This is a genomic window from Streptomyces sp. NPDC048504 (genome assembly GCF_043200035.1).
Taxonomy (GTDB): domain Bacteria; phylum Actinomycetota; class Actinomycetes; order Streptomycetales; family Streptomycetaceae; genus Streptomyces.
Window position 1 is genome coordinate 43008 of the sequence record NZ_JBICXA010000019.1, and the last position, 22727, is coordinate 65734.

Annotated in this window: 15 protein-coding genes and 1 other RNA gene; 9 read left to right on the forward strand and 7 right to left on the reverse strand. The window is 70.7% G+C overall.

Annotated elements, in window-relative coordinates; genetic code table 11:
* The 6 genes from ACGFY9_RS37920 to ACGFY9_RS37945 all read right to left on the reverse strand — a co-directional run bounded on the left by ACGFY9_RS37920 (position 1) and on the right by ACGFY9_RS37945 (position 12303).
* Positions 1-2193: a CDP-glycerol glycerophosphotransferase family protein gene (locus tag ACGFY9_RS37920; RefSeq protein WP_393761982.1), complete on the reverse strand. Its 2193-nt coding sequence runs from the start codon at positions 2191-2193 to the stop codon at positions 1-3.
* Positions 2194-2343: 150 nt separating this feature from the next.
* A complete protein-coding gene (locus tag ACGFY9_RS37925) occupies positions 2344-4605 on the reverse strand; it encodes a CDP-glycerol glycerophosphotransferase family protein (protein ID WP_393761983.1) in 2262 nt (753 codons plus the stop codon).
* Between the two features lie 155 nt (positions 4606-4760).
* Positions 4761-5669 carry a carbohydrate ABC transporter permease gene (locus tag ACGFY9_RS37930; RefSeq protein WP_393761985.1) on the reverse strand — a complete coding sequence of 303 codons (909 nt, stop codon included), beginning with the start codon at positions 5667-5669 and terminating at the stop codon, positions 4761-4763.
* Positions 5666-6946: a carbohydrate ABC transporter permease gene (locus ACGFY9_RS37935; RefSeq protein WP_393762323.1), complete on the reverse strand. Its 1281-nt coding sequence runs from the start codon at positions 6944-6946 to the stop codon at positions 5666-5668. Before ACGFY9_RS37935 ends, ACGFY9_RS37930 begins: the two co-directional genes overlap by 4 nt.
* 66 nt (positions 6947-7012) lie before the next feature.
* Positions 7013-8398 carry an ABC transporter substrate-binding protein gene (locus ACGFY9_RS37940; protein WP_393761987.1) on the reverse strand — a complete coding sequence of 462 codons (1386 nt, stop codon included), beginning with the start codon at positions 8396-8398 and terminating at the stop codon, positions 7013-7015.
* A gap of 155 nt (positions 8399-8553) precedes the next feature.
* Positions 8554-12303, reverse strand: a complete 3750-nt coding sequence (locus ACGFY9_RS37945; RefSeq protein ID WP_393762325.1) for an FHA domain-containing protein — start codon at positions 12301-12303, stop codon at positions 8554-8556.
* Positions 12304-12648: 345 nt separating this feature from the next.
* On the opposite strand from ACGFY9_RS37945, the gene ACGFY9_RS37950 reads away from it, so the two are divergent.
* The 4 genes from ACGFY9_RS37950 (at position 12649) to ACGFY9_RS37965 (ending at position 18076) form a co-directional block, all read left to right on the forward strand.
* Positions 12649-14334, forward strand: coding sequence for a serine/threonine-protein kinase (locus tag ACGFY9_RS37950; RefSeq protein ID WP_393761989.1), 1686 nt, complete (start codon positions 12649-12651; stop codon positions 14332-14334).
* 133 nt (positions 14335-14467) lie between these two features.
* Positions 14468-15706 (forward strand): serine/threonine-protein kinase, encoded by a 1239-nt coding sequence (locus ACGFY9_RS37955; RefSeq protein ID WP_393761991.1) that lies wholly within the window; start codon positions 14468-14470, stop codon positions 15704-15706.
* A gap of 341 nt (positions 15707-16047) precedes the next feature.
* Entirely contained in the window at positions 16048-17154 is a 1107-nt protein-coding gene (prfB, locus tag ACGFY9_RS37960; RefSeq protein WP_393761993.1) for a peptide chain release factor 2, read from the forward strand.
* 301 nt (positions 17155-17455) lie between these two features.
* Complete coding sequence (locus tag ACGFY9_RS37965) at positions 17456-18076, forward strand: hypothetical protein (protein ID WP_393761995.1); 621 nt, start codon at positions 17456-17458, stop codon at positions 18074-18076.
* Between the two features lie 116 nt (positions 18077-18192).
* On the opposite strand, the gene ACGFY9_RS37970 is transcribed toward ACGFY9_RS37965, so the two are convergent.
* Positions 18193-18384 carry a hypothetical protein gene (locus ACGFY9_RS37970; protein ID WP_019056429.1) on the reverse strand — a complete coding sequence of 64 codons (192 nt, stop codon included), beginning with the start codon at positions 18382-18384 and terminating at the stop codon, positions 18193-18195.
* A gap of 260 nt (positions 18385-18644) precedes the next feature.
* Between ACGFY9_RS37970 and ftsE the strand changes: the two genes are divergently transcribed.
* The 5 genes from ftsE to ssrA all read left to right on the forward strand — a co-directional run bounded on the left by ftsE (position 18645) and on the right by ssrA (position 22715).
* Complete coding sequence (ftsE, locus tag ACGFY9_RS37975; RefSeq protein ID WP_033286714.1) at positions 18645-19334, forward strand: cell division ATP-binding protein FtsE; 690 nt, start codon at positions 18645-18647, stop codon at positions 19332-19334.
* A 56-nt stretch (positions 19335-19390) separates the two neighbouring features.
* Positions 19391-20308, forward strand: a complete 918-nt coding sequence (gene ftsX / locus ACGFY9_RS37980) for a permease-like cell division protein FtsX (RefSeq protein WP_033286713.1) — start codon at positions 19391-19393, stop codon at positions 20306-20308.
* Positions 20309-20375: 67 nt separating this feature from the next.
* Positions 20376-21572: a S41 family peptidase gene (locus ACGFY9_RS37985; protein WP_393761998.1), complete on the forward strand. Its 1197-nt coding sequence runs from the start codon at positions 20376-20378 to the stop codon at positions 21570-21572.
* Positions 21573-21653: 81 nt separating this feature from the next.
* Positions 21654-22202, forward strand: a complete 549-nt coding sequence (gene smpB / locus ACGFY9_RS37990; RefSeq protein WP_393762327.1) for an SsrA-binding protein SmpB — start codon at positions 21654-21656, stop codon at positions 22200-22202.
* Between the two features lie 125 nt (positions 22203-22327).
* Positions 22328-22715: a transfer-messenger RNA gene (gene ssrA / locus ACGFY9_RS37995) on the forward strand.
* The last annotated feature ends 12 nt before the right edge of the window (positions 22716-22727 follow it).

A 22727-nucleotide genomic window follows, 5' to 3' on the forward strand; every position in this document is an offset into this window, starting at 1 on the left:
TCAGCTCCTTACGAGGGTGGCGGCGGGGGCCGGGACGCGCTCCGCGAGCGGGATCACGGGCGGCACGGTTTCCGGCGGCTCGCCGAGGAACACCCGGCGTACGAACCGCTCGGCGGCCAGTCCGTCGTCGAACTCGCAGAAACGGGCGCGGAATTGAGCCCTGAGCGCGGTGGACTCCGCTCCCGCGTACGAGCCGTCGCGGAACACCTGCGCCAGCTCCTCGGGCGTACGGGCGACCGGTCCCGGCGGCGCCTCCATGAGGTCGAAGTAGACGCCCCGCGTCTCTCGGTAGACCTCCCAGTCGTCGGCGTACACGACGATCGGCCGGTCGAGGTTGGCGTAGTCGAACATGATCGACGAGTAGTCCGTGACCAGCGCGTCGGCGGCCAGGCACACGTCCTCGGAGGAGCGGTGCCCGGTCACGTCGATGATCCGGCCGCTGCTCTCGGCGCGGCCCTGGTCGTAGAAGTAGTGGGCACGTAGCAGCACGACCACGTCCTCGCCGGCCGCCGCGCAGAAGGCCTCCAGGTCGAGTCCGGTGTCGAAGCCGGTCTGGTAGTCGCGGTGGGTGGGCGCGTACAGGACGGCTGTCTTGCCTTCGGGTACTCCCAACTCGCGCCGTACTCGCGCCACTTCATCCGCCGTCGCCGTGTAGTAGACGTCGTTGCGCGGATAGCCGTACTCCAACGCCTCGTACGAGCCCGGGAAGGCGCGCTCCCACATCTGGGTGGAGTGCCGGTTGGAGGAGATGTTGTAGTCCCAACGGTCCACCCGGCCGAGCAACTTGGCGAAGCTGCCGGTCGCGGCGGCCACCACCGGGTACGTCGACTGGTCCACGCCCATCTTCTTCAGCGGGGTCCCGTGCTGCGTCTGGACGTGCACGCTGCCGGCTCGCTTGACGACGCCCTCCGCGAAGTTGGCGTTGTTCACCAGGTACTTGGCCCGGGCCAGCACCTCCCAGTACTTCCGGCTGCCGATGACGGCGTGCTCGACGCCCTTCGGTACGGCGTCCACCGCGTCCGGTTCGACCAGGAACACCGAGCGGATGTGCGGGGCGAGTTGGCGCGCCTTGGCTTCGATCGCGGCCGGGCTGCACGCGTAGCCCCGGCCCCAATAGGCGCAGTAGACAGCCAGGTTGGGGTCGAGCGGGCGGCGCAGGTCGACGGCGTAGCGCAGACGGGTGCGGAGCATCCGGGGGCGCGGGACCCGCTCGGCCGCTCCCGATGCCGACCGGTTGGCGCCGCGCAGCGCCTTGAACGCCGTGTACGCACCCGACGCCAGCAGCCGGTGCTGTACCCCCAGACTCCCGCCCGGCGCACGGAAGTCGGCGGGCCGGTGCGTGCGGTAGAGCCGTCCGGCCCGGCGGAAGAACGCGCGATGCCCGGAGGGGAGCCGTTCGGGCCGGGAGGCGGTCTTCAGTACCACCGCGAAGAGCTGCTCGAACAGCGCCTGCGACCGCTCAGGAGCCAGACCTTGTGCCGCGTCGAGCACCAACTCCACCTGGTCCAGGAGCTGATGGTGGTGCTCGCCCGGCAGGTTGAGCCTGCTGCCCTGCCTCCGTAGCAGATGCCGTACGACGACCGAGCGCAGCACGGCCACCCGCTCGGCGGCGACGGTGACCAGGCCGCCCCAGCCCAGGTCCGTGAACTGGCCCTCGGGGAAGGCGAGTTGGTGGTCGGCGAGGAAGGCGCGACGATAGGCCGCGCTCCACGCCGGGAGCTGTACGCCCGTCAACTGGGTTGCCTGGGCCGGGGAGAAGGCACCCGCCGGGGTCTTCGCGAGCAGCGGGGCCGCAGGCTTGGTGGGCTCGCCCTCCCACCACGGGGTCCGCTCGTGCTCGAAGTACAGGACATCCACGTCACCGGTCTCTGTCAGCCGGGCGTCCAGCGCGGCCAGTGCGCCCGGGGCGAGGGTGTCGTCGCCGTCCAGGAACAGGACGTAGGAGCCGGTCGCCGCCCGCAGTCCGGTGTTGCGGGCCCCGCTCAGGCCTGCGGAGGGTGGGGAGTTGACCGGGGCCACCCGGGAGTCCCGTCCGGCGTGGCCGGTGGCGACGTCGGCGGCCGGGGAGCCGGGGGCGTCGCAGACCGGGATCAGCTCGAAGTCGCCGTAGGACTGCGCGAGGACCGAGTCCAGGGCCAGGGACAGCCGGCCGGCGACCCCGTGGGACGGGACGATGATGCTGAAGCGGGGCATTCTGTTCTTTCTCCAGTGGTCCGGAGGGGTCCGGTGTCAGTGCGCGCGGCAGGCCCCGGGGCGTCCGGTCGGGCGCCAGGTGGTCGGGCGGGTCGGTGTGGGTCGCGAGGGGCTTGACGGCATGTGAACTCCCCGGTGTGGGAACGGCGTTCAGAGTCGGTCGGTGACGGGCAGGGACGTCGAGGGCTGCGGCACGGTGGCGAGTGGGGAGCGCGTGAGGCTCGCGGCGGCCGACGGCACCGGGTGGCGCTCGGCGAGCGGCACGACCGGCGGGAGGTCGCTCTCGCCCAACACCACGTGGCGTACGACCCGTTCGGCGGCGCGGCCGTCGTCGTAGGGGCAGAAGCGCTCGCGGAACGCGGTGCGGAGTTGGGCCGAGCGGGAGCCGCGCCAGTGGTCGGTGGCGAAGATGTCGATCAGTTCGTCCTCGCTGCGGGCGACCGCGCCCGGCGGGAAGGCGCGCAGGTCGAAGTAGGTGCCGCGGGCCGCTTCGTAGGCCTCCCAGTCGTCGGCGTGGATGACGATCGGGCGGTCGAGGTTGGCGTAGTCGAACATCAGGGACGAGTAGTCGGTGACCAGCGCGTCCGAGGCCAGGCACAGCGACTCGACACTGGGGTGGTCGGTGACGTCGATGATCCGGCCGCCGGACGCGGGGGCGAGGGGGCCCTCGTGCCAGTAGTGGGCGCGGGCCAGCACGACGAAGCGCGGGCCGAGGCGGCGCAGGACGCGGTCGAGGTCGAGGTGGGCGCGCTGAACGCGGCGGTAGTCGCGGTGAGTCGGGGCGTAGAGGAGGGCGATGGTGTCCTGGGGGATGCCGAGGGACTCGCGCAGCCGGTGCACGTCGGCCGAAGTCGCCTGCTGGAACACGTCGTTGCGGGGATAGCCGTAGGCGAGGGTCGTGTAGCTGCCGGGGTAGACCCGCTCCCAGGTCAGGGTGGTGTGGCGGTTGGCGGACAGGACGTGGTCCCACTTGTCGACGCCCTTGAGGAGTTCGGCGAAGTCCATGTCCCTTGCTGCGGCCGGGCGTTCCTGGAGGTCGAGGCCCATGTGCTTGAGCGGGGTGCCGTGTTGGGTCTGGATCATGACCTGGCCGGGGCGTTTGACCAGCCTGCGGTCGAAGTTGACGTTGTTCACCAGGTACTTGGAGCGGGCCAGCGCCGTCCAGTAGGAGGCGGTGTCCGGCCGCAGTCTGCGGGTGGCGGCCGGGATCGTGTGGTGGTGCTCGGGGCGGGCGATCCACGCGGTGCGGATGTGCGGGGCGTGGGTGCGGAACGCCGTCTCCAGCGCGCCCGGGTTGCAGCTGTGGCCGCGTCCCCAGTAGGCGGCGAAGACCGCGCGATTCCTTAGCGGGAGCCGGAGTTGGACGCGGTAGTGGAGCTGGAGGATCGCTGCCCTGAGTGCGCGCAGCGCCTTGGCGGTGAGCTTGACCGCGCTGCGGCGCCAGCTCATCGCCTTCTGCACGGCCCGGAACGTGCGGTGGACGCCGAAGTGGACGAGCGTGTGGCGCATGCGGGTGCGCAGCGGGACCGGGGTGCCGGGGATGCGGTAACGGCGGTAGTGGGCGCGGGCCTTGCGCAGGAACTCGGCGCGGGTGCCGCGCGGGAGGCGGTCGGGCTTGGTGAACACCGTCGCGAGGTGGTCGACCATGCGGCGGAACAACACGGGGCGCCACTGGGCGAGTTGGGGGCGTGCGTCCACGAACGCGAAGACGCGGTCGTACTGGTCGAAGACGTCGAAGTGGCAACGGCTGGTCGTGCCGAGGATGTTGCCCTGGCGGCGCTGGCGGTAGTGGACGCAGACCCGGTCGAGGGTCGCGATCGTATCCGCGGCCATCAGGACCGGGTAGGTCCACGGGGTGTCCTCGTAGTAGCCGGGCGGGAAGGCGAAGCCCTCGCGCTCGACGAACTCCCGCCTGTACGCCTTGTTCCAGGCCACCATGATGACCCGGAGGAGCCCGGGGCGGTCCTCCAACCGGAAGGGTGCCGGGCCCTGTTCGGTGAGCTGGGCGGCGACCTTGTTGCGGCGGGTCTCGCCCGACCAGAAGGTGCGCGCGTAGTCGAAGACGAGGACGTCCGGCTCGCCGGTCTCCTTCAAGCGGTCGGCGATCGCGCGCAGCGCGTCGGGCGTGAGCGTGTCGTCGCTGTCGAGGAAGACGAGATAGTCGCCGGTGGCCTGTTCCAGACCGGCGTTGCGGGCGCGGCCGAGGCCCTGGTTCTCGGGGAGATGGACCGCGCGCACCCGGGCGTCGCGGGCCGCGAACTCGTCGATGATCGCGCCGCAGGCGTCCGGCGAGCAGTCGTCGACCGCGATCAGCTCAAGATCGGGGTACGACTGGGAGAGCACCGATTCCAGGCATTCGTGCAGGTACGCCTGCACCTTGTACGCGGGGACAATGACACTGAACCTGGGCAAGGGACATCCATGGGTCGGTCGGCGCGGGCGTTCTGCCCGGGAACGGCCGATGGAGTGACTTGGTTACGGCGCGTACGGCATACGGGGGACACACGGTGAACGAAAAGGGGCGGGCCGGTGACGGCCCACCCCTTCGAACTATGTGTCCTTCGCGGCTATTTGACCGCGCCCGCCATCACGCCGGACACGAACTGCCGCTGGAACGCGAAGAACACGGCCAGCGGGATCACCATGGAGATGAACGCACCGGGTGCCAGCACGTCGATGTTGTTGCCGAACTGGCGTACCTGCGTCTGCAGTGCGACCGTGATCGGCTGGGTGCTCGACTTGGTGAACACCAGCGCGACCAGCATGTCGTTCCACACCCACAGGAACTGGAAGATGCCCAGGCTCGCGATCGCGGGCCCGCCCAGCGGCATCACGACCCGGGCGAACAGACGCAGTTCACCCGCGCCGTCCAGCCGTGCCGCTTCCAGGAGTTCGCGCGGGATCTCCGCGAAGAAGTTCCGCAGCAGGAACACCGCGAACGGCAGCCCGTAGCCCACATGGAAGAGGATCACCCCGAAGATGGTCCCGAACAGGCCGATTTTTCCGAAGAGTTCGGCGATCGGGATCAGCGCCACCTGCACCGGCACCACCAACAGGCTGACCACGCCCAGGAACCACCAGTCGCGGCCCGGGAACTCCATCCACGCGAACGCGTAGCCCGCGAGCGAGCCGATCACCACGACCAGGACCGTCGCCGGGACCGTGATCAGGACGGTGTTCCACAGCGAGTTGGTGATGTCGCTGTTCTCCAGCAGCGTCTTGTAGCTGTGGAAGGTGAGTTGGGACGGCTGGCTGAAGACCTTCCACCAGCCGCTCGCGTTCATGTCCTCCGGCGAGCGCAGTGAGGACAGCAGCAGCCCGATCGTCGGCACCAGCCAGAACAGGCCGACGACGATCAGGAACACCCGGACCAGCCCCCCGCTCGCCGCCGCCGCGAGCCGCCCACCGAGCGACTCCCGCGCCTTGACGACCTCAACTGGCCCGGTTTTTCCCAGAGTTCCGGCATCCGTCGTCATCGCCGCACCTCCCGCCGCAGTCGCCGCACATTGAAGAGCATCACCGGGATCACCAGCAGCAGCAGGAACACCGAGATCGCGCTGGCGATCCCCGGCTGGTCCTCCGAGAAGCCCTTCCGGTACAGCTCCAGGGCCAGCACGTTCGCGTCGTCCTGCGAGGAGCCCGGGGCGATGATGAAGACCAGGTCGAAGATCTTCAGCACATTGATCATCAGCGTGACGGCGACGACCGCGAGCACCGGCGCCAGCAACGGCACCGTGACCCGCCGGAACACCTGCCACTCATTGGCGCCGTCGACCCGCGCCGCCTCCAGCAACTCCCTTGGTACGCCCGCGAGTCCGGCCGCGATCAGCACCATCGCGAACCCGGCCCACATCCACACGTACGACCCGATGATGGCCGGCGTCACCAACGACGGGCCCAGCCACTCCACTCCGTTGTACGGCTCCTTGAAGTTGCCTGCCGGGAGCCGGAGTTGGGCCCCGTCGGCCTTGGCGGGCAAGGTGAAGGTGCCGTCGCCGGAGGCCTTCGTCGAGGCGACCACCTTGCCGTCCTTGACGGCCTCGATCCTCATCCCGCCGTAGCCGAGTTCGGACGGGTCGACCCCGCCGAGCTTGCCGACGCCCTTGCCGCGGGTGAAGTCCTGCCAGGTCGTGCCGGTGATCTTTCCCGGCTCGGCCTTCGCGGCTACGGCCTTCTTCGCGCCGTCGGGCATCTGGTCGGGGGCGACGCCGACCAGCGGGAGCGTGACGGTCTGGCCCGTGTGGACCGTCGTACTGGTGATGAAGCCGCCGTGGTCAGCCTTCAGCGGCGACTCGCGGCCCGGGTGGGCGTTGGGGAACGCCGACGACGAGACGAACGTGTCGTGGATGCCGACCCAGACCGCGTTGGCGACGCCCTTGTGGGGGTCCTGGTCGTAGACGAGGCGGAAGATGATGCCGGCGGCCAGCATCGAGATCGCCATCGGCATGAAGACGACCAGCTTGAACGCCGTTCCCCAGCGCACCCGTTCGGTCAGCACCGCGAAGATCAGACCGAGGGCGGTGGCGACCGTCGGCGCGAAGATCACCCAGATGACGTTGTTCTTCAGGGCGGTGCGGATGCCGTCGTCGGTGAACAGGGCCTTGTAGTTGTCGAATCCGGCGAAACCGTCACCGGCCTGGTTGCCGAAGCTGCGGACCAGCGAGTACCCGATCGGGTAGACCACGAGCGCGCCGAGCAGCACCAGGGCGGGCAGCAGGAACAGCACTGCCACGGTCCTGCGGGTACCGGTCACGCTCTTGCGACTGCGGGGAGGGACGGGGGCCACGGGGGCCTCCGCCGCTGCCGATGCCACCGGGGATCAGCTCCCGCTCGCGTACGCCGCCGCCGCGTCCTTCTCCAACTGCGCCTGCGTACCCGCGATGTTCGTGGGGTTCTTCAGGAAGTCCTGGAGGTCCTTCCACTCGCCCTTGCCCGGCGTACCGCCGAAGGACTGCGGAGCCTGGTCGGACATGTCGAAGCGGAAGTCGTCACCGGCCGCGATGAGCGCCTTGGCGATCGTCCGCTGCACCGCGTTCGGGTACGCCGAGTTCGGCACGCTCTTGTTCGGGGAGAGATAGCCGCCGAGCTTCGCCTGGATCGTGGCCGCGTCCGGGGAGGCGAGGAAGGTCGCCAGCGCCTGGGCCGCCTTGGAGTCCTTCAGGATGACGGCCGCGTCGCCGCCCGAGACCACGGGCGCGGTGGAGCCGACCGCCGGGAACGGGAACACCTTCGCGTCGGTTCCCACCTTCGCTTTGGTCTCACCGATGTTGACCTGCACGAAGTCGCCCTCGTAGACCATCGCGGACTTCGGCTGGTCGCCGCCGTTGAAGGTCTGGGTGACGGACGCGGGGAACTCGGTCTGGAGCGCGCCGTTCTGACCGCCCGCGATATAGGCCTTCTTGCCCCAGATCTGGGCGAGCGTGGTGAGGGCCTGCTTGACGGAGGGATCTGTCCACTTGATCTTGTGCTGGGCGAGTGCGTCGTACTTCTCCGGGCCTGCCTGCGACAGATACACGTTCTCGAACCAGTCCGTCAGCGGCCAGCCGTCCGCGCCCGCGACCGAGAACGGGGTGACCCCGGAGTCGTAGACCGTCTGCGCGGTCGTCAGCAACTCCTGCCAGGTCTTGGGCTCCTTGGCGCCCGCGTTCTCGAAGACCTTGGCGTTGTACCAGATCAGCGACTTGTTGGCGGCCTTGTAGTACACGCCGTACTGCTTGCCGTCGACCTTGCCGATGTCCTGCCAGCCCTGCGAGTAGTTCTTCTGCAACTCCGCGAGCGCGTCGGCTCCGAGGGGTTTGGCCCACTTCTTGTCGACGGCCTGCTTGATGGCGCCGGGCTGCGGGAGCATCGCGACGTCCGGCGGCTGGCCGCCCGCGATCTTCGAGCCGAGGAAGTTGATGATCGGGTCCTGGGCGGGCACGAAGGTGACCTTGGCACCCGTGCGCTTCTCGAACTCCGCGAGGACCTTCTTGAAGTTCTTCTGCTCGTCACCGGTCCACACGGCGGCCACTTCGAGGGTCGCGCCGTTCAGTTTGGGCAGGGTGACCGTGCCAGTGCTCTCCGAAGGGGTGCTGGATTTGCCGTCGTCGCTCTTGTCGCCGCCGCCTCCACAGGCGGCGAGCGAGAGCGTCAGTGCTCCCGCGGCGACAACTGCCGCTGTACGTACGGTGGTGCGTGTCCGGTGGGTGCTGCTCGTGCTGCGCATCACTGCCCCGTTCTTCGTTCCTCGTCGAACGCTCGAACGCTTCCGTGCGCACTGGTCTACGCCCGGTACTTGAAGGCGGCAAGATGGCGTCCGCTGTCAAGTACGGGATCGTGATTGTGTCGTGACGTGGGGTTGTGTGGGCAACCTGTGGACGATCAGAGGAGCGACGGCACCTCCGCCGCGGACACCGAGCGCGTGGCCCGCTCCAGCGCGCTGGCCAGGAGCGCCAAGTCCGTTGGCCCGTTGCCGAGTTCGCGGACCGGGCGGCGGGCCGGGGGGTCGCCCATGCGCTGCCACTCCAGCGGCACGACCGTGGGGCGGAGCGTCGCCGTACGCGGGATACGGCCCGTCACGCGGCCACCCTGGAAGGGGGTCGCCCGGCCGTCCGGCAGGGTCAACCGGCCCCGCCCCGGGGCGGGTTCGTCCGGTCCCTGGGTCGTCGCGTCGAGGGTGACGCGGAGGGTGAGGTGCCGCGCGGGTTCGGTCTCGGACGTACGCGCCTCCACGGCGGCCGCCGCCACCAGGTGCACGCCGAGCCGCTCGCCCTCGCGGGCCACCGCCTCCAGCGCGCGTATCACCGAGCCGGCGGCGGGGCGCCCGGGGGAGCCGAGCGGGGGTTTCACCAGCGCGTCCAGATCGTCGACCACCACGACGAGCCGGGGCAACGGCGGTGCCGCCTCGGTCTGTTGACGGGCGGCCGCCGACGGGCGCAGCCGGATCGTCGAACTGGTCGGGGACTCCAGATCCCCGGCACCGGACGTGCCGCGCTGGGCGATGATCCGCCCCGACACCTCGTGCCGCGAGTGCCACTCCACGAAGCCGACCCGGCCCAGCAATTCGGCCCGCCGCTTCAGCTCCGCGCTCAGCGACTGCGCGAACTCCCGCATGCGCACCGGGTCGTTGGCGGTGAGATGGGTGGTGACATGCGGTACGTCCGTGCAGACCCGCAGCCCCTCGCCGTGCCCGCCTCCCCCGGAGGGGGTACCACCAGCGCCGACGCTGTCCCGGCCGTCCATCAACACGATGCCGAGCCGGTCCGGGCGCTCGGCGGCGGCGAGGGACGCGACGACCGCCCGCAGCAGCTCCGTACGGCCACTGCCCGGCGGGCCCTCGATCAGCAGATGCGGTCCCTCGGAGGCGAGGTCCGCGGTGACCGGCCCGCGCGGACCGGCCCCGAGCACCGCCCAGGCCCGCCCGCCGACCGCGTCCTTGTCGTCCCCGGCATCCGCCCAACGCGTCAGCAGCGACGCCGGGGTGGCCCGCGCCAGCCCCAACTCGTCCAGCAGGCGCGCCGATTGAGGCAACGGCGCCGACACACGCGCGTGCCGCTCGTTCGCGGGCCCGTCCACCCTGAGCGGCGCCAACGCCCGCGCGAACCGCTCGGCCCACGCGAGGGAGACGGCGTCCACGGCGGCGATGGTGCCGTTGCCCACGGGGCCGGGGCCGGAGGAGTCGAGGTCGTTCCGGCCGAGGCCTGCCTGGTCGGGGCGAGACGCCTCTGTGCCGGGGCGTGACGGCTCCGTACGGGAGGGTGACGCGCCTGTGCCGGGTCGGGACGCCTCCGTACCGGACTGCGCTGCTCCTGTACCGGGCCGTGCCGCTTCTGTGCCGGTTCGCGGCGCTCCCGCACCGGGTCGCGTCACCCCCGTACCACCGTGCGCGACCCGCAACAGCCGTAGCGCCGTGGCGACATCGCCGCTCAGCAGGGCGACCGCCCCGCACTCCCGGAACGTCGGCGCCGCCGCGCAGGCCGCCTCGTAGGTCTCCGCCACGGGGGACAAGGGCGAGGCCGCTTCCGTCTCGGCCAGGCACACGACGTGGATACCGGCCCGGGGCCCGTCGTGCGCCAGCCGCGCCACCGCCTCGCGCACATCGGCCCCACCGGGATCACCGTCCACCACGAGCACGGTGTACGGCCCCACGAAACCGTCCGCCGAGCCGTCACCGTCGTCGGTGCGGGCCCAGGCGGGGCGGTGGGCGGCGCCGCGGAGGGAATCGGCGGAGGTGTCGGAGCCGGAGGGCCGGGGCCGGGCGGCGCCGGAGGCCGGGTCGTCGGAGGTGCCGGAGCGGTGGTGGTGGGCGTCGTCGGTGGTGTTGTACGTGGCCGGGGTGGCGGAGGTGCCCGTCGCCCCGCGCTGCTGACGGTCGTCGGCCGTGTGCCGTGCGGCGGCACTCAACTGGCCTTCCGCTGAACCGTGTTGTGCGGCGAGTGAACCGTGTGGTGAGGCGCCGCCCGACCGCCCCTCCGCCGAGCCGCGCTGCGCGCCGATGCCCGGAGTACGGCGGCCGGAGGCGACGCTCGGCCGACCCGTACCGCGCGCATCCATGGCGTGGTCCTCAAGCCGCCGCAGCAGCTCGTCCGTCCGGGCCGTCGCCTGTTCCCGGTCGTAGGCGAGCAGCAGGCGGCAGTCCTGGCCGTGTCCGGGGCGCAGGTGCGGCAGCCAGCCGAGCCAGGACCACTCGGCGGTGCGCTCGGCCACCGTACGCGCGCGGTCCGTGCTGATCAGCACGATCTCCAGGGCGTCGGGGGAGTGCAGCGCGGCGAGCTGGGCCACCACCGCGCGGGCCAGCCCCGAGAGCCGCGCGCGCGGACCGGCCAGGCCCAGCGCGCCGACCTCGCGGAGCCCGGAGGTCACCGGCACCGCGGGCAGCAGTGCCGAGCCGTCCGGAGTCGCCCGGTCCGCCGTGCCGAGCCGCACCGTGAGCGCCTCGGGGTGACCGGGGGCGCGCTCCCACAGGCGGGGTCCCGGGCCCAGAGCGGTGAGCAGCAGGGCCGCCGGGTCGGGCCAGGTGTCGGGTTGCTGGAGGACGACGGGCGGGGGCGGGGCGCTCTCGTCGGCGGCCTCCTCGTCGTGCGACGACTCGGGGCCATCGGCCGTCGACTCGCCGCGGCCGCCCGTCAGACGCCGCGCCCACTTGCCGATGCCGCCGCGCCTGCGCACGCCCTGCGGTACGTCGGTGCCTCGGAGCGGGGTGCCCTTGCGTCCGCTGTGGGCGTCGGTGTCGTCGTCGTACGGGGGGATGCGGGAGGTCGTCGTGGGCGCGGAGAACACGTCCTCGGCGCCCTCCGGCCGCTCGTCGCCGAGAGGCTCGCCGAACACCCCGAAGCGGCCTGCGTGGGTGTCGCCGCCCTCGTGGACGACGCGGTGCTCGATGCTCGGGGCGCCTGCCTGGCTCGGGACCACGAGGGGTTCGCTGCGCGGGCCGGCCGGGGTGCCGGGGGACACGCGCACGTGGCTCTCGCCGTCGGGGGCCGTCTCCGCGCGCGCTCCCGGACCGCCGGACGGAGTCAGCCGTAGCGCCGACTCACCGATACGGAGTAGCGCGCCGGGGGCGAAGTGCACCGGGCGGGTGCCCACGCGCGTGCCCGCCAGGGTCGTGCCGTTCGTCGAGCCCAGGTCCGCGACCGAGACGCGGCCCCCGGGGTCGACCGTCACCGCGCAGTGCAGCCGGGAGACGTCCGGGTCGTCCAGCGGGACGTCGGCGTCGGCGGAGCGGCCGATGTGGATCTGGCCGCCGTGCAGGAGGTGCACCCCGCCCGCGTCCGGGCCCGCGACCACATGGAGCTGGGTCGGGGCGTCGTCCAGCTCGGGATGGGCCTCGGGCTCGGCGGGGGCGCCCAGGGACAGCACCGCGCCGTCCGTCAGCGGCGGCTCGCCGAGGGTGCAGCGCTGGGTGTCGAGGCGCTCCACGCCCGCGTACAGCACGATCGGGCCGCCGGACTCACGGCTCCGCTCGGACTGCGACGCGGCCGCGTCGGCGGAGACCGCCGAGGCCAGCGCGGACGCCACCGCGGCCAGGGCCGTGCCGGCGGGCGCGGTGACCAGCACATCGCAACTCGCGGAGCGGCCCCGCGGCTGCGCGGGCGGCCCCAACGGGTCTACGACGGTCAGCCGGATCTGCATCGCCGTCAGCGGTCCCTTCTGCCCGGGCACGGAATATTCCCCCACCCCGCGCGAGCACATCGGCCAGTACTGCACGCATCCTCGCACCTGCCACTGACAACTCGCCCGGGGCCCGGCAGCAAGTGATCTTGATTGGTCAGCTCTGTCCCCAAAAGTGCCTGACCAGTGCCGCACCGGTGATCGAGTGAGACCGGTCATGTCCGCCTTCGGCGACCATTGGGGCAACCGGGAGACAGGGGAGAGCGTCTTTCCTTCGAACATGTACGGCGATGCTTACGTAGGTAGCCGCAAGAGGGGCGGCACTACAGTGGACCGGAACACAGGCAAGCAGCAGGGAGCGCAGACGTGCGGCCGGTAGGCAGCAAGTACCTCCTGGAGGAGCCACTCGGACGCGGCGCCACGGGCACCGTCTGGCGGGCCCGCCAGCGGGAGACCGCGGGCGCCGAGGCAGCCGTCCAGGGCCAGCCCGGCGAGACCGTCGCGATCAAGGTCCTCAAGGAAGAGCTCGCGAACGATCCCGACATCGTGATGCGGTTCCTCCGCGAGCGGTCGGTGCTGCTGCGCCTGACCCACCCGAACATCGTCCGGGTCCGCGACCTCGTCGTGGAAGGCGATCTCCTGGCGCTCGTCATGGACCTCGTCGAAGGCCCCGACCTGCACCACTATCTCCGGGAGAACGGCCCCTTCAGCCCCGTCGGCGCAGCCCTGCTCACCGCGCAGATCGCCGACGCGCTGGCCGCCAGCCACGCCGACGGTGTCGTCCACCGCGACCTGAAACCGGCGAACGTCCTGCTCAAGCAGGGCGGCGGCCAGATGTACCCGCTGCTCACCGACTTCGGCATCGCCCGCCTCGCCGACTCCCCGGGCCTCACCCGCACGCAGGAGTTCGTCGGCACGCCCGCGTACATCGCACCGGAGTCCGCCGAGGGCCGCCCGCAGACCTCCGCCGTGGACATCTACGGCGCCGGCATCCTGATGTACGAGCTGGTCACCGGCCACCCGCCGTTCTCTGGCGGCTCCGCCCTCGAAGTCCTCCACCAGCACCTCAGCGCCGAACCGCGCCGCCCCTCGACGGTCCCCGACCCCCTGTGGACGGTCATCGAGCGCTGCCTGCGCAAGAACCCGGACGAGCGGCCCAGCGCCGAGAACCTCGCCCGCGCCCTGCGCGTCGTCGCCGAGGGTGTCGGCGTGCACGCGAACTCCGCGCAGATCGCCGCCGCCGAGAACGTCGGCAGGCTGCTGGCCCCCGACCCGGCCCCCGCCGCCGTACCGGGCGTGCCCGGCGCCGCCGACCCGACGCAGGTCCTCTCGCACAGCGCGGGCGCCTACGACCCGAACGCGGCGACCAGCGTCCTCCCGCACACCAGCGGCCCGGTGGGCGCCGCCGACCCGACCACCGTGATGCCGAACCGCGGCGCGGCCGACCCGACCACGGTCATGCCGCAGAACCAGGCCGGTCAGTACGGCCAGCAGAACCAGTCCGGCGCCGGCCCCGAGCAGCCGCACCCCTGGCAGAACCAGCTGCGCGCCGCCCGCGACCGCAACGAACAGACGCAGTACCAGCCCTACCTCGATCCGGGCGAGGACCCGCTGCGCCGCCGCCCCCAGCGCCAGGTCTCCCACCCGCAGCAGCAACCCCGCCAGGCCGCCCAGCAGCGCCCGCAGCAGCGGCCGCCGCAGCGTCAGCAACCGCAGCAGCAGGGCGGCGGCTACGGCCGTCCGCAGCAGCACCAGCCGCAGCAGTACGCCCCGCCGAGCCGCCAGCAGCCCCAGCGGCCGCCGGAGCCCGCGCGGGAGCCCCGCCAGCCGCGGCAGCGCGGCGCCAACCCGATGAAGATCCCCGGACTCGGCTGCCTCAAGGGCTGCCTGTTCACGGTCGTCCTGCTCTTCGTCGCGGGCTGGCTGGTCTGGGAGCTGACCCCGCTTCAGGGCTGGATCGGCACGGGCAAGAGCTACTGGCAGGAGATCAGCCACGTCGCCGGACAGGTGAGCGGCTGGGTCAAGGACCTGAGTTCCGCGACCGGCAACTGACCCCCGAAAAGCCCAAGTCGGACGCTGGGTTGGTGATTTGTCGACACCCAGTGGGTGATTTCCGCCTCCGCGGTGAAGGTTGGCTCATCTGACGCGTAGTTTTAACGACAACACGCGTCTGGTAGGAGCAGCCTTGGCACGGAAGATCGGCAGCCGGTACACCGCCAACCAGATCCTGGGGCGGGGCAGTGCCGGCACGGTGTGGCTGGGCGAGGGACCCGAGGGTCCCGTCGCCGTCAAGCTGCTGCGCGAGGACCTCGCGTCCGACCAGGAACTCGTCGGCCGCTTCGTGCAGGAGCGCACGGCCCTGCTCGGCCTGGAGCACCCCAACATCGTGTCCGTACGGGACCTGGTCGTCGACGGCAACGACCTCGCCCTCGTCATGGACCTCGTCAGGGGCACGGATCTGCGCACCCGCCTCGACCGCGAGCGCCGGCTCTCCCCCGAGGCGGCGGTCGCGATCGTCGCCGACATCGCGGACGGACTCGCGGCGGCCCACGCGGCCGGCGTCGTCCACCGCGACGTCAAACCGGAGAACGTCCTCCTCGACATGCAGGGCCCGCTCGGCCCCGGCGGCGCGCACCCCGCCCTGCTGACCGACTTCGGGGTCGCCAAACTCATCGACTCCCCGCGCCGCACCCGCGCCACGAAGATCATCGGCACGCCGGACTACCTCGCCCCCGAGATCGTCGAGGGCCTGCCCCCGCGCGCGGCCGTCGACATCTACGCCCTGGCGACCGTCCTGTACGAACTCCTCGCCGGTTTCACCCCGTTCGGCGGCGGCCACCCCGGCGCGGTCCTGCGGCGGCACGTCACCGAGACCGTCGTACCGCTGCCCGGGATCCCCGACGAGCTGTGGCAGCTGATGGTCCAGTGCCTGGCGAAGGCCCCGGCCTCCCGCCTGCGCGCCTCCGAACTCGCCGCCCGACTCCGCGAACAACTGCCCCTGCTGGCCGGCATGCCCCCGCTGGACGTCGACGAGCCCGACACCGAGGAGGAGGCGGCGGAGCAGGAGGAGGCCCCGGAGGCCACGCCCGCGCGCAGCGAGCGGGTACGCCGCGGCGCCGTACCGCTGGTGCCCGGCGCCAAGCCCGCCGACTCCAACCGGGACACCCATACGTCGATGCGGGTCCCGGCGCCCGACGAACTGGCGGGCGGCCCCCGCGGCACGGCACGGGCCCCGCGCCCTGCGGGCGCCCCGCGTCCCGGCTCGGCCCGGCACCGGGCGGCCACGCGACGCCGGCGGCTGACGCTGGCGGCGGCGGGGGTGGTGCTGGTCGCGGCGGTCGGGGTCGGTACGTGGGCGGCGACGTCGGGCGACTCCGGCGGGGACTCCCCGGACACGAAGAACTCGGCACCGGCTTCGCCGTAGTTTTTCTCGCCCCCGCCGCCCCTACCCGTCCCATCCCAGGGGGCTCCGCCCCCTGGACCCCCGATCGGCCTGAACGGCCTCGTCCTCAAACGCCGGACGGGCTGGGGTGGGGCACCCTCGCGTCCTCACGCGCCGGGCGCGTTGGGGGGTACGCCCGCTTCTTGGCCGACCGAGACGGGTGGTGGGTGGGCATAGGCCCGGGGGTCTGGGGGCGGAGCCCCCAGGGACGCCAGCCCCGGTGCCGGGTGACCAGCGCCCCGTTCCAGCTCCCGTGCCGGGTGGCCTAGCGCCCCGTTCCAGCCACGGCGCACCCCGCTTGGCGGAGCCGTTACGCTGGAGGCGTGGCAGTCGTCGATGTATCCGAAGAGCTCAAGTCCCTCTCCTCGACCATGGAGTCGATCGAGGCCGTCCTGGACCTGGACACGCTGAGGGCAGATGTCGTCGTCCTTGAGGAGCAGGCGGCAGCGCCCTCCCTGTGGGACGACCCGGAGGCGGCGCAGAAGGTCACCAGCAAGCTGAGCCACCTCCAGGCCGAGATCCGCAAGACGGAGGCGCTCCGCGGCCGGATCGACGACCTCTCGGTCCTCTTCGAGATGGCGGAGGAGGAGGACGACCCGGACACCCGCGCCGAGGCGGAGAACGAGCTTGTCGCCGTCAAGAAGGCGCTGGACGAGATGGAGGTCCGTACCCTCCTCTCCGGCGAGTACGACTCCCGCGAGGCCGTCGTCACCATCCGCGCCGAGGCCGGCGGCGTCGACGCCTCCGACTTCGCGGAGAAGCTCCAGCGCATGTACCTGCGCTGGGCCGAGCGCCACGGCTACAAGACGGAGCTCTACGAGACGTCGTACGCCGAAGAGGCCGGCATCAAGTCGACCACCTTCGCCGTGCACGTGCCGTACGCCTACGGCACGCTCTCCGTCGAGCAGGGCACCCACCGACTCGTCCGGATCTCGCCCTTCGACAACCAGGGGCGCCGCCAGACCTCCTTCGCCGGTGTCGAGATCCTCCCGGTCGTCGAGCAGACCGACCACATCGAGATCGACGAGTCCGAGCTGCGCGTCGACGTGTACCGGTCCTCAGGCCCCGGCGGCCAGGGCGTCAACACCACCGACTCCGCGGTGCGCCTGACCCACCTCCCCACCGGCATCGTCGTCTCCTGCCAGAACGAGCGCTCGCAGATCCAGAACAAGGCCAGCGCGATGAACGTGCTCCAGGCCAAGCTGCTGGAGCGCCGCCGCCAGGAGGAGCAGGCCCGGATGGACGCCCTCAAGGGCGACGGCGGCAACTCCTGGGGCAACCAGATGCGTTCGTACGTCCTGCACCCGTACCAGATGGTCAAGGACCTTCGCACGGAGTACGAAGTCGGCAACCCCGAGGCCGTGTTCAACGGCGAGATCGACGGCTTCCTGGAGGCCGGAATTCGCTGGCGCAAGCAGCAGGAGAAGTAAGTTTGTCGACATGGCAACTGCCGCCCATCGGGCGGCAGTTGCCATGTGTGTATCTGGATGTCTGGGTTTTACATCACACTCACAGGTTCCATCCCCCAGCAAAGAACCCGTAGTTGGACATTGCGCTCGCAACGGCCTTGACGTTGCTGTGAAAACTGGGAAGGGTGAAGCTTGGCATGCGTGTCTCCGGGGCGCATGTGAACCGGGGGACGTGAGCTTTCGCCAGCTGCCACCCCCGTCGATCACGGCCCCGGACACCGACGCACCACCCTGACGACGAGCTACTGGGGGTAGCAACCTAATGACCAAGAAGACGCGGATCCGTGTCGCACGCATAGCGGCCACCGCTGTCATCGCCGGCGGCGCCTCGCTGACCGCCGCCGGTGCCGCTTCGGCGGTCGGTATCGGCGTGAGCCTCGGCGGCAACGACGGCCTCAACGTGTCGGTCACCACCGACGACGACCCGTCGATTCCGGCGACGCCGACCGAGACCGGTCTCCCGACGGCCCCGAACTCCCCGACGGAGGAGCCGCCGACCTCGGAGCCGCCCACGCAGGAGCCGCCCACCGCGACGCCTCCCACCGACGAGCCGACCGAGCCCACCGGCAACCCCACCGAGCCGACGGACGAGCCGACGGCCGAGCCCACGGCCACCGCCACCAGCGGTTCCGGCGGCTCCACCGGCGGCAACAGCAACACCGACCCCGACGGCGGCTCCTCCGCCCAGGAGGCGGGCACCTCCGCGCTCACCGACACCGGTTCCGACACGGCGGCCCAGGGCAACGGTGACCAGCTCGCCGAGACCGGTGCCGGCCAGACCGCGTTCCTGCTGATCGGCGCCGCGACGATGATCGCCGGCGGCATCGCCTTCCGCGTGCTCCCGCGCCTCGCGAGCGGCAACCGCAGCGGCACGATCGCCTGACGGTAGCCGTCCCCGTACGGTCCGTACGCACGTCGTACGACGAAGGGCCCGGAGCGTGTCGCTCCGGGCCCTTCTGCATGTCCTTGTGACAGGCCGCCTACGCGGTGACAGGCCGCTTACGCGGTCTGGTGCGCCACCAGCGCCAGCGCCGCGATCAGCACCGCGAGCAGGGCGATCAACGCCATGGGGTTCAGATTGCCCCAGGGGTTCTCCTGCTGCAGCCGCGCGCGGTTCGCACGGCAGACGGGACAGCGGCCCTCGTTCACGGGCGCCGCGCAGTTCGCGCACACCAACCGGTCGTACGTCATGCGCTCGCCCTCCTTGCACCGGCTTTCACAGACACAACGCCGCGGGACACGAGAACGTTCCCGAACGTTCCCCTCCACTGTGCCAGGTTCCGCGGGATTCGGCGCGGCTCGCCTTATCCTGCCCCGACCTTGTGCGTTCCAGCCCTTCAAATCCGCGACAAAACGTGCAAGCCTCGCGCAACCCCGGACGCCGACTGCGCGGGCAACCCCGGGTCGCGTATGGTCACGCACACCTACCCCCGGCTACCCGTGGTGCACCCGTGATCCGATTCGACAATGTCTCCAAGGTCTACCCCAAGCAGACCCGCCCCGCTCTCAGGGACGTCTCCCTGGAAGTGGAGAAGGGCGAGTTCGTGTTCCTCGTGGGGTCCTCCGGCTCCGGAAAGTCCACCTTCCTGAGGCTGGTCCTCCGCGAGGAGCGGTGCAGTCAGGGCCAGGTGCACGTGCTGGGCAAGGACCTCGCCCGCATCTCCAACTGGAAGGTGCCGCAGATGCGCCGCCAGCTGGGGACCGTCTTCCAGGACTTCCGCCTGCTGCCCAACAAGACGGTCGCCGAGAACGTGGCCTTCGCGCAGGAGGTCATCGGCAAGTCCAAGGGCGAGATCCGCAAGTCCGTGCCCCAGGTGCTCGACCTCGTCGGGCTCGGCGGCAAGGAGGACCGGATGCCGGGCGAGCTGTCCGGTGGTGAGCAGCAGCGCGTGGCCATCGCGAGAGCCTTCGTGAACCGCCCCAAGCTCCTCATCGCGGACGAGCCGACCGGCAACCTCGACCCGCAGACCTCCGTCGGCATCATGAAGCTCCTCGACCGGATCAACCGGACGGGCACCACCGTGGTGATGGCGACGCACGACCAGAACATCGTGGACCAGATGCGCAAGCGCGTCATCGAGCTGGAGAAGGGCCGCCTCGTCCGTGACCAGGCACGTGGCGTCTACGGCTACCAGCACTGACCGCCGACCGACCCGCCGTCTGATGTCCGTCCACGGAAAGGCCTGAAGAAGACGCCATGCGCGCCCAGTTCGTACTCTCCGAGATCGGTGTCGGTCTCCGCCGCAACCTGACGATGACCTTCGCGGTCGTCGTCTCCGTAGCCCTGTCCCTGGCCCTCTTCGGAGGCTCGCTCCTGATGAGCGACCAGGTGACCACGATGAAGGGCTACTGGTACGACAAGGTCAACGTCTCGATCTTCCTCTGCAACAAGAGCGACGCCGAGTCCGACCCCAACTGCGCCAAGGGCGCGGTGACCGACGACCAGAAGAAGTCGATCGTCTCCGACCTCGACAAGATGTCGGTCGTCCAGAAGGTCGTCTTCGAGTCGCAGGACGAGGCGTACAAGCACTACAAGGAGCAGTTCGGCGACTCCCCGCTGGCCAGTTCCCTCACGCCGGACCAGATGCAGGAGTCGTACCGCATCAAGCTCAAGGACCCGGAGAAGTACCAGGTCATCGCGACCGCCTTCGACGGCCGTGACGGCGTCCAGTCGGTGCAGGACCAGAAGGGCATCCTGGACAACCTCTTCGGCCTCCTCAACGGCATGAACTGGGCCGCCCGCGCGGTCATGGCGCTCATGCTGGTCGTCGCCCTGATGCTGATCGTCAACACCGTGCGCGTCTCGGCGTTCAGCCGACGCCGCGAGACCGGCATCATGCGCCTGGTCGGCGCCTCGGGCTTCTACATCCAGGCCCCGTTCATCATGGAGGCCGCGGTCGCCGGGCTGATCGGCGGCACGGTCGCCTGCGGATTCCTGGTGGTCGCCCGGTACTTCATCATCGACCACGGCCTCGACCTGTCCCACAAGCTCAACCTGATCAACTTCATCGGGTGGGATGCCGTGTTGACGAAGCTCCCGCTGATCCTCGCGACGAGCCTCCTGATGCCCGCGCTTGCGGCGTTCTTCGCGCTGCGCAAGTACCTGAAGGTGTGACACATGCCAAGAGGGCCGTACGGGCAACCGCCCGTGCGGCCCTTCTCGTTGTCCTAGACTCACCGCCATGTCAGGTCGTGACCTGTTCTGTCAGCCCCGCCGCATCCGCCGCGGGGCCGCCCTGACATTGGTGTTCGCGAGTGTGCTGGTCGCCGGTGCGGCGGCCGGGTCGTTCGACGAACCCGACCGGTCCGACCGGAAATCGGCTTCCGGTACGGCCCGTTCGGCGCCCGTCGCCCGTACCGAAGAGGTCGCGAAGGCCGCCGCCGAGGCCAAGGCCGACGGCAAGTCGCCCATGGAGGCCGCCGAGCGCGCCGTCAGCCGCAGCGGGGACCGGTGGGGTGCCGTGTACTCCCAAGGGGAGTACGAGGAGTTCGAGGAAGCCCTCGACGGCCAGTACACCGGCGTCGGACTCTGGGCCCGCCGGGAGCGGGACGGCCGGATCGAGGTGACCCGTGTCCAGTCCGGGTCGCCCGCCGCCACCGCCGGGGTCCGCAAGGGCGACCGCCTGCGCAGCGTCGACGGGGAGAACGTCGACGGACAGCCCGTCACCGAGGTCGTCTCCTTACTACGGGGCGACGCCCAGGACGCCGCCGCCGGCACCGCCGTCACCCTCGGCCTGGAGCGCGGCACGCACGCGTGGAGCGAGACCGTACGGCGCGCCCGCCTCTCCACCGACTCCGTGACCGTCCGCAAGCTGGCGGGCGGGGTCACCGGTGGGGTCACCGTCATCAAGATCGCCGCGTTCACCAAGGGCGTCGGCGACATAGTGCGTGCGGCGGTACGGCAGGCCCCCGCCGACTCCGCGTTCATCCTCGACCTGCGCGGCAACTCCGGCGGTCTGGTCACCGAGGCCGTCACCACCGCCTCCGCCTTCCTCGACGGCGGGCTCGTCGCGACGTACGACGTCGACGGCCAGGAGCGCGCCCTGCACGCGGCCACCGGCGGCGACACCACCAGACCCCTGGTCGCGCTGGTCGACGGCGGCACGATGAGCGCGGCCGAGATGCTCACCGGCGCCCTCCAGGACCGCGGCCGCGCGGTCGTCGTGGGCTCCAGGACCTTCGGCAAGGGCTCGGTCCAGATGCCGAGCAAGCTGCCCGACGGCGTCGTCGCCGAACTGACCGTCGGCCACTACCGCACCCCCTCCGGCCACACCGTCGACGGCCGGGGCATCACCCCCGACCTCGACGTCACCGCACAGGGACAGGCCGCCGTGGAGCGTGCCGAGACGGTGTTGAGCGGGCTCGGGGACGCGTCGTAGGCGTTTCTCACGCCCGTCTGTAATCGCCTTTCCCTCGGACCCCCCTGTAGTGCGAAAATGGGCAGCACTATGAGCAAGGGAATGTACGTACCCAAGGAGTCCCAGCCCAAGCAAGGCGGTGGGGCCGTCGGCGGCAAGGCCAGGGACGGCGAGAAGGGCGGCAAGCGCAAGATCGTCGCCCAGAACAAGAAGGCCCGGCACGACTACGCGATCATCGACACCTACGAGGCCGGGCTCGTCCTCTCCGGTACCGAGGTCAAGTCGCTGCGTGAGGGCCGGACCTCGCTGACCGACGGCTTCGTCCAGATCGACGGGGGCGAGGCGTGGCTGCACAACGCCCACATCCCCGAGTACCACCAGGGCACCTGGACCAACCACTCGGTGCGCCGCAAGCGCAAGCTGCTGCTGCACCGCGAGGAGATCGACAAGCTGGAGGCCAAGACCCAGGAGACGGGTCACACGATCGTGCCCCTCGCCCTGTACTTCAGCAACGGCCGGGCCAAGGCGGAGATCGCCCTCGCCCGAGGCAAGAAGGAGTACGACAAGCGGCAGACCCTGCGCGAGAAGCAGGACCGCCGTGAGTCGGACCGCGCGATCGCGGCGGCGAAGCGGAAGCAGCGCGGCGAGTAGCCTGCCGTTCCTGCGGCCGGTCACCGGGAATACGGTGGCATCGCCGCGCGTTGTTCACGTACGATGGCTACTGCACCCCACAGCGGGTGTGTATCCCTCTTCGGAGGGGTTTGAAAAAACAACATGGGGATGATCGGTTTCGACAGCGGCTGTCGAAGCAGGTGAAGCGTGTCGAGGAAGCGGCAATGATCTCGTTAACCATATGTCGCAACCAATAATCGCCAATTCCAAGAGCGATTCCCAGTCCTTCGCCCTCGCTGCCTAATAACAGCGACTGAAGGACCCTAAAAGGGTGTCAGCCCGGGGGTGTTCCCGACCCGGATCCTGGCATAATCTAGGGAACTAAACCATCGAGCCCGGTCACGGGGTTCGATGGGAAATCAAACAGTGACTGGGCCCGTCGGCGACTTGTTCGCGTGATCGCCGGGGCCGAGAAAATCACAGCGAACTGCACACGGAGAAGCCCTGATTCTGCACCGTTGGACGCGGGTTCGATTCCCGCCATCTCCACTCATCCCATGTTTG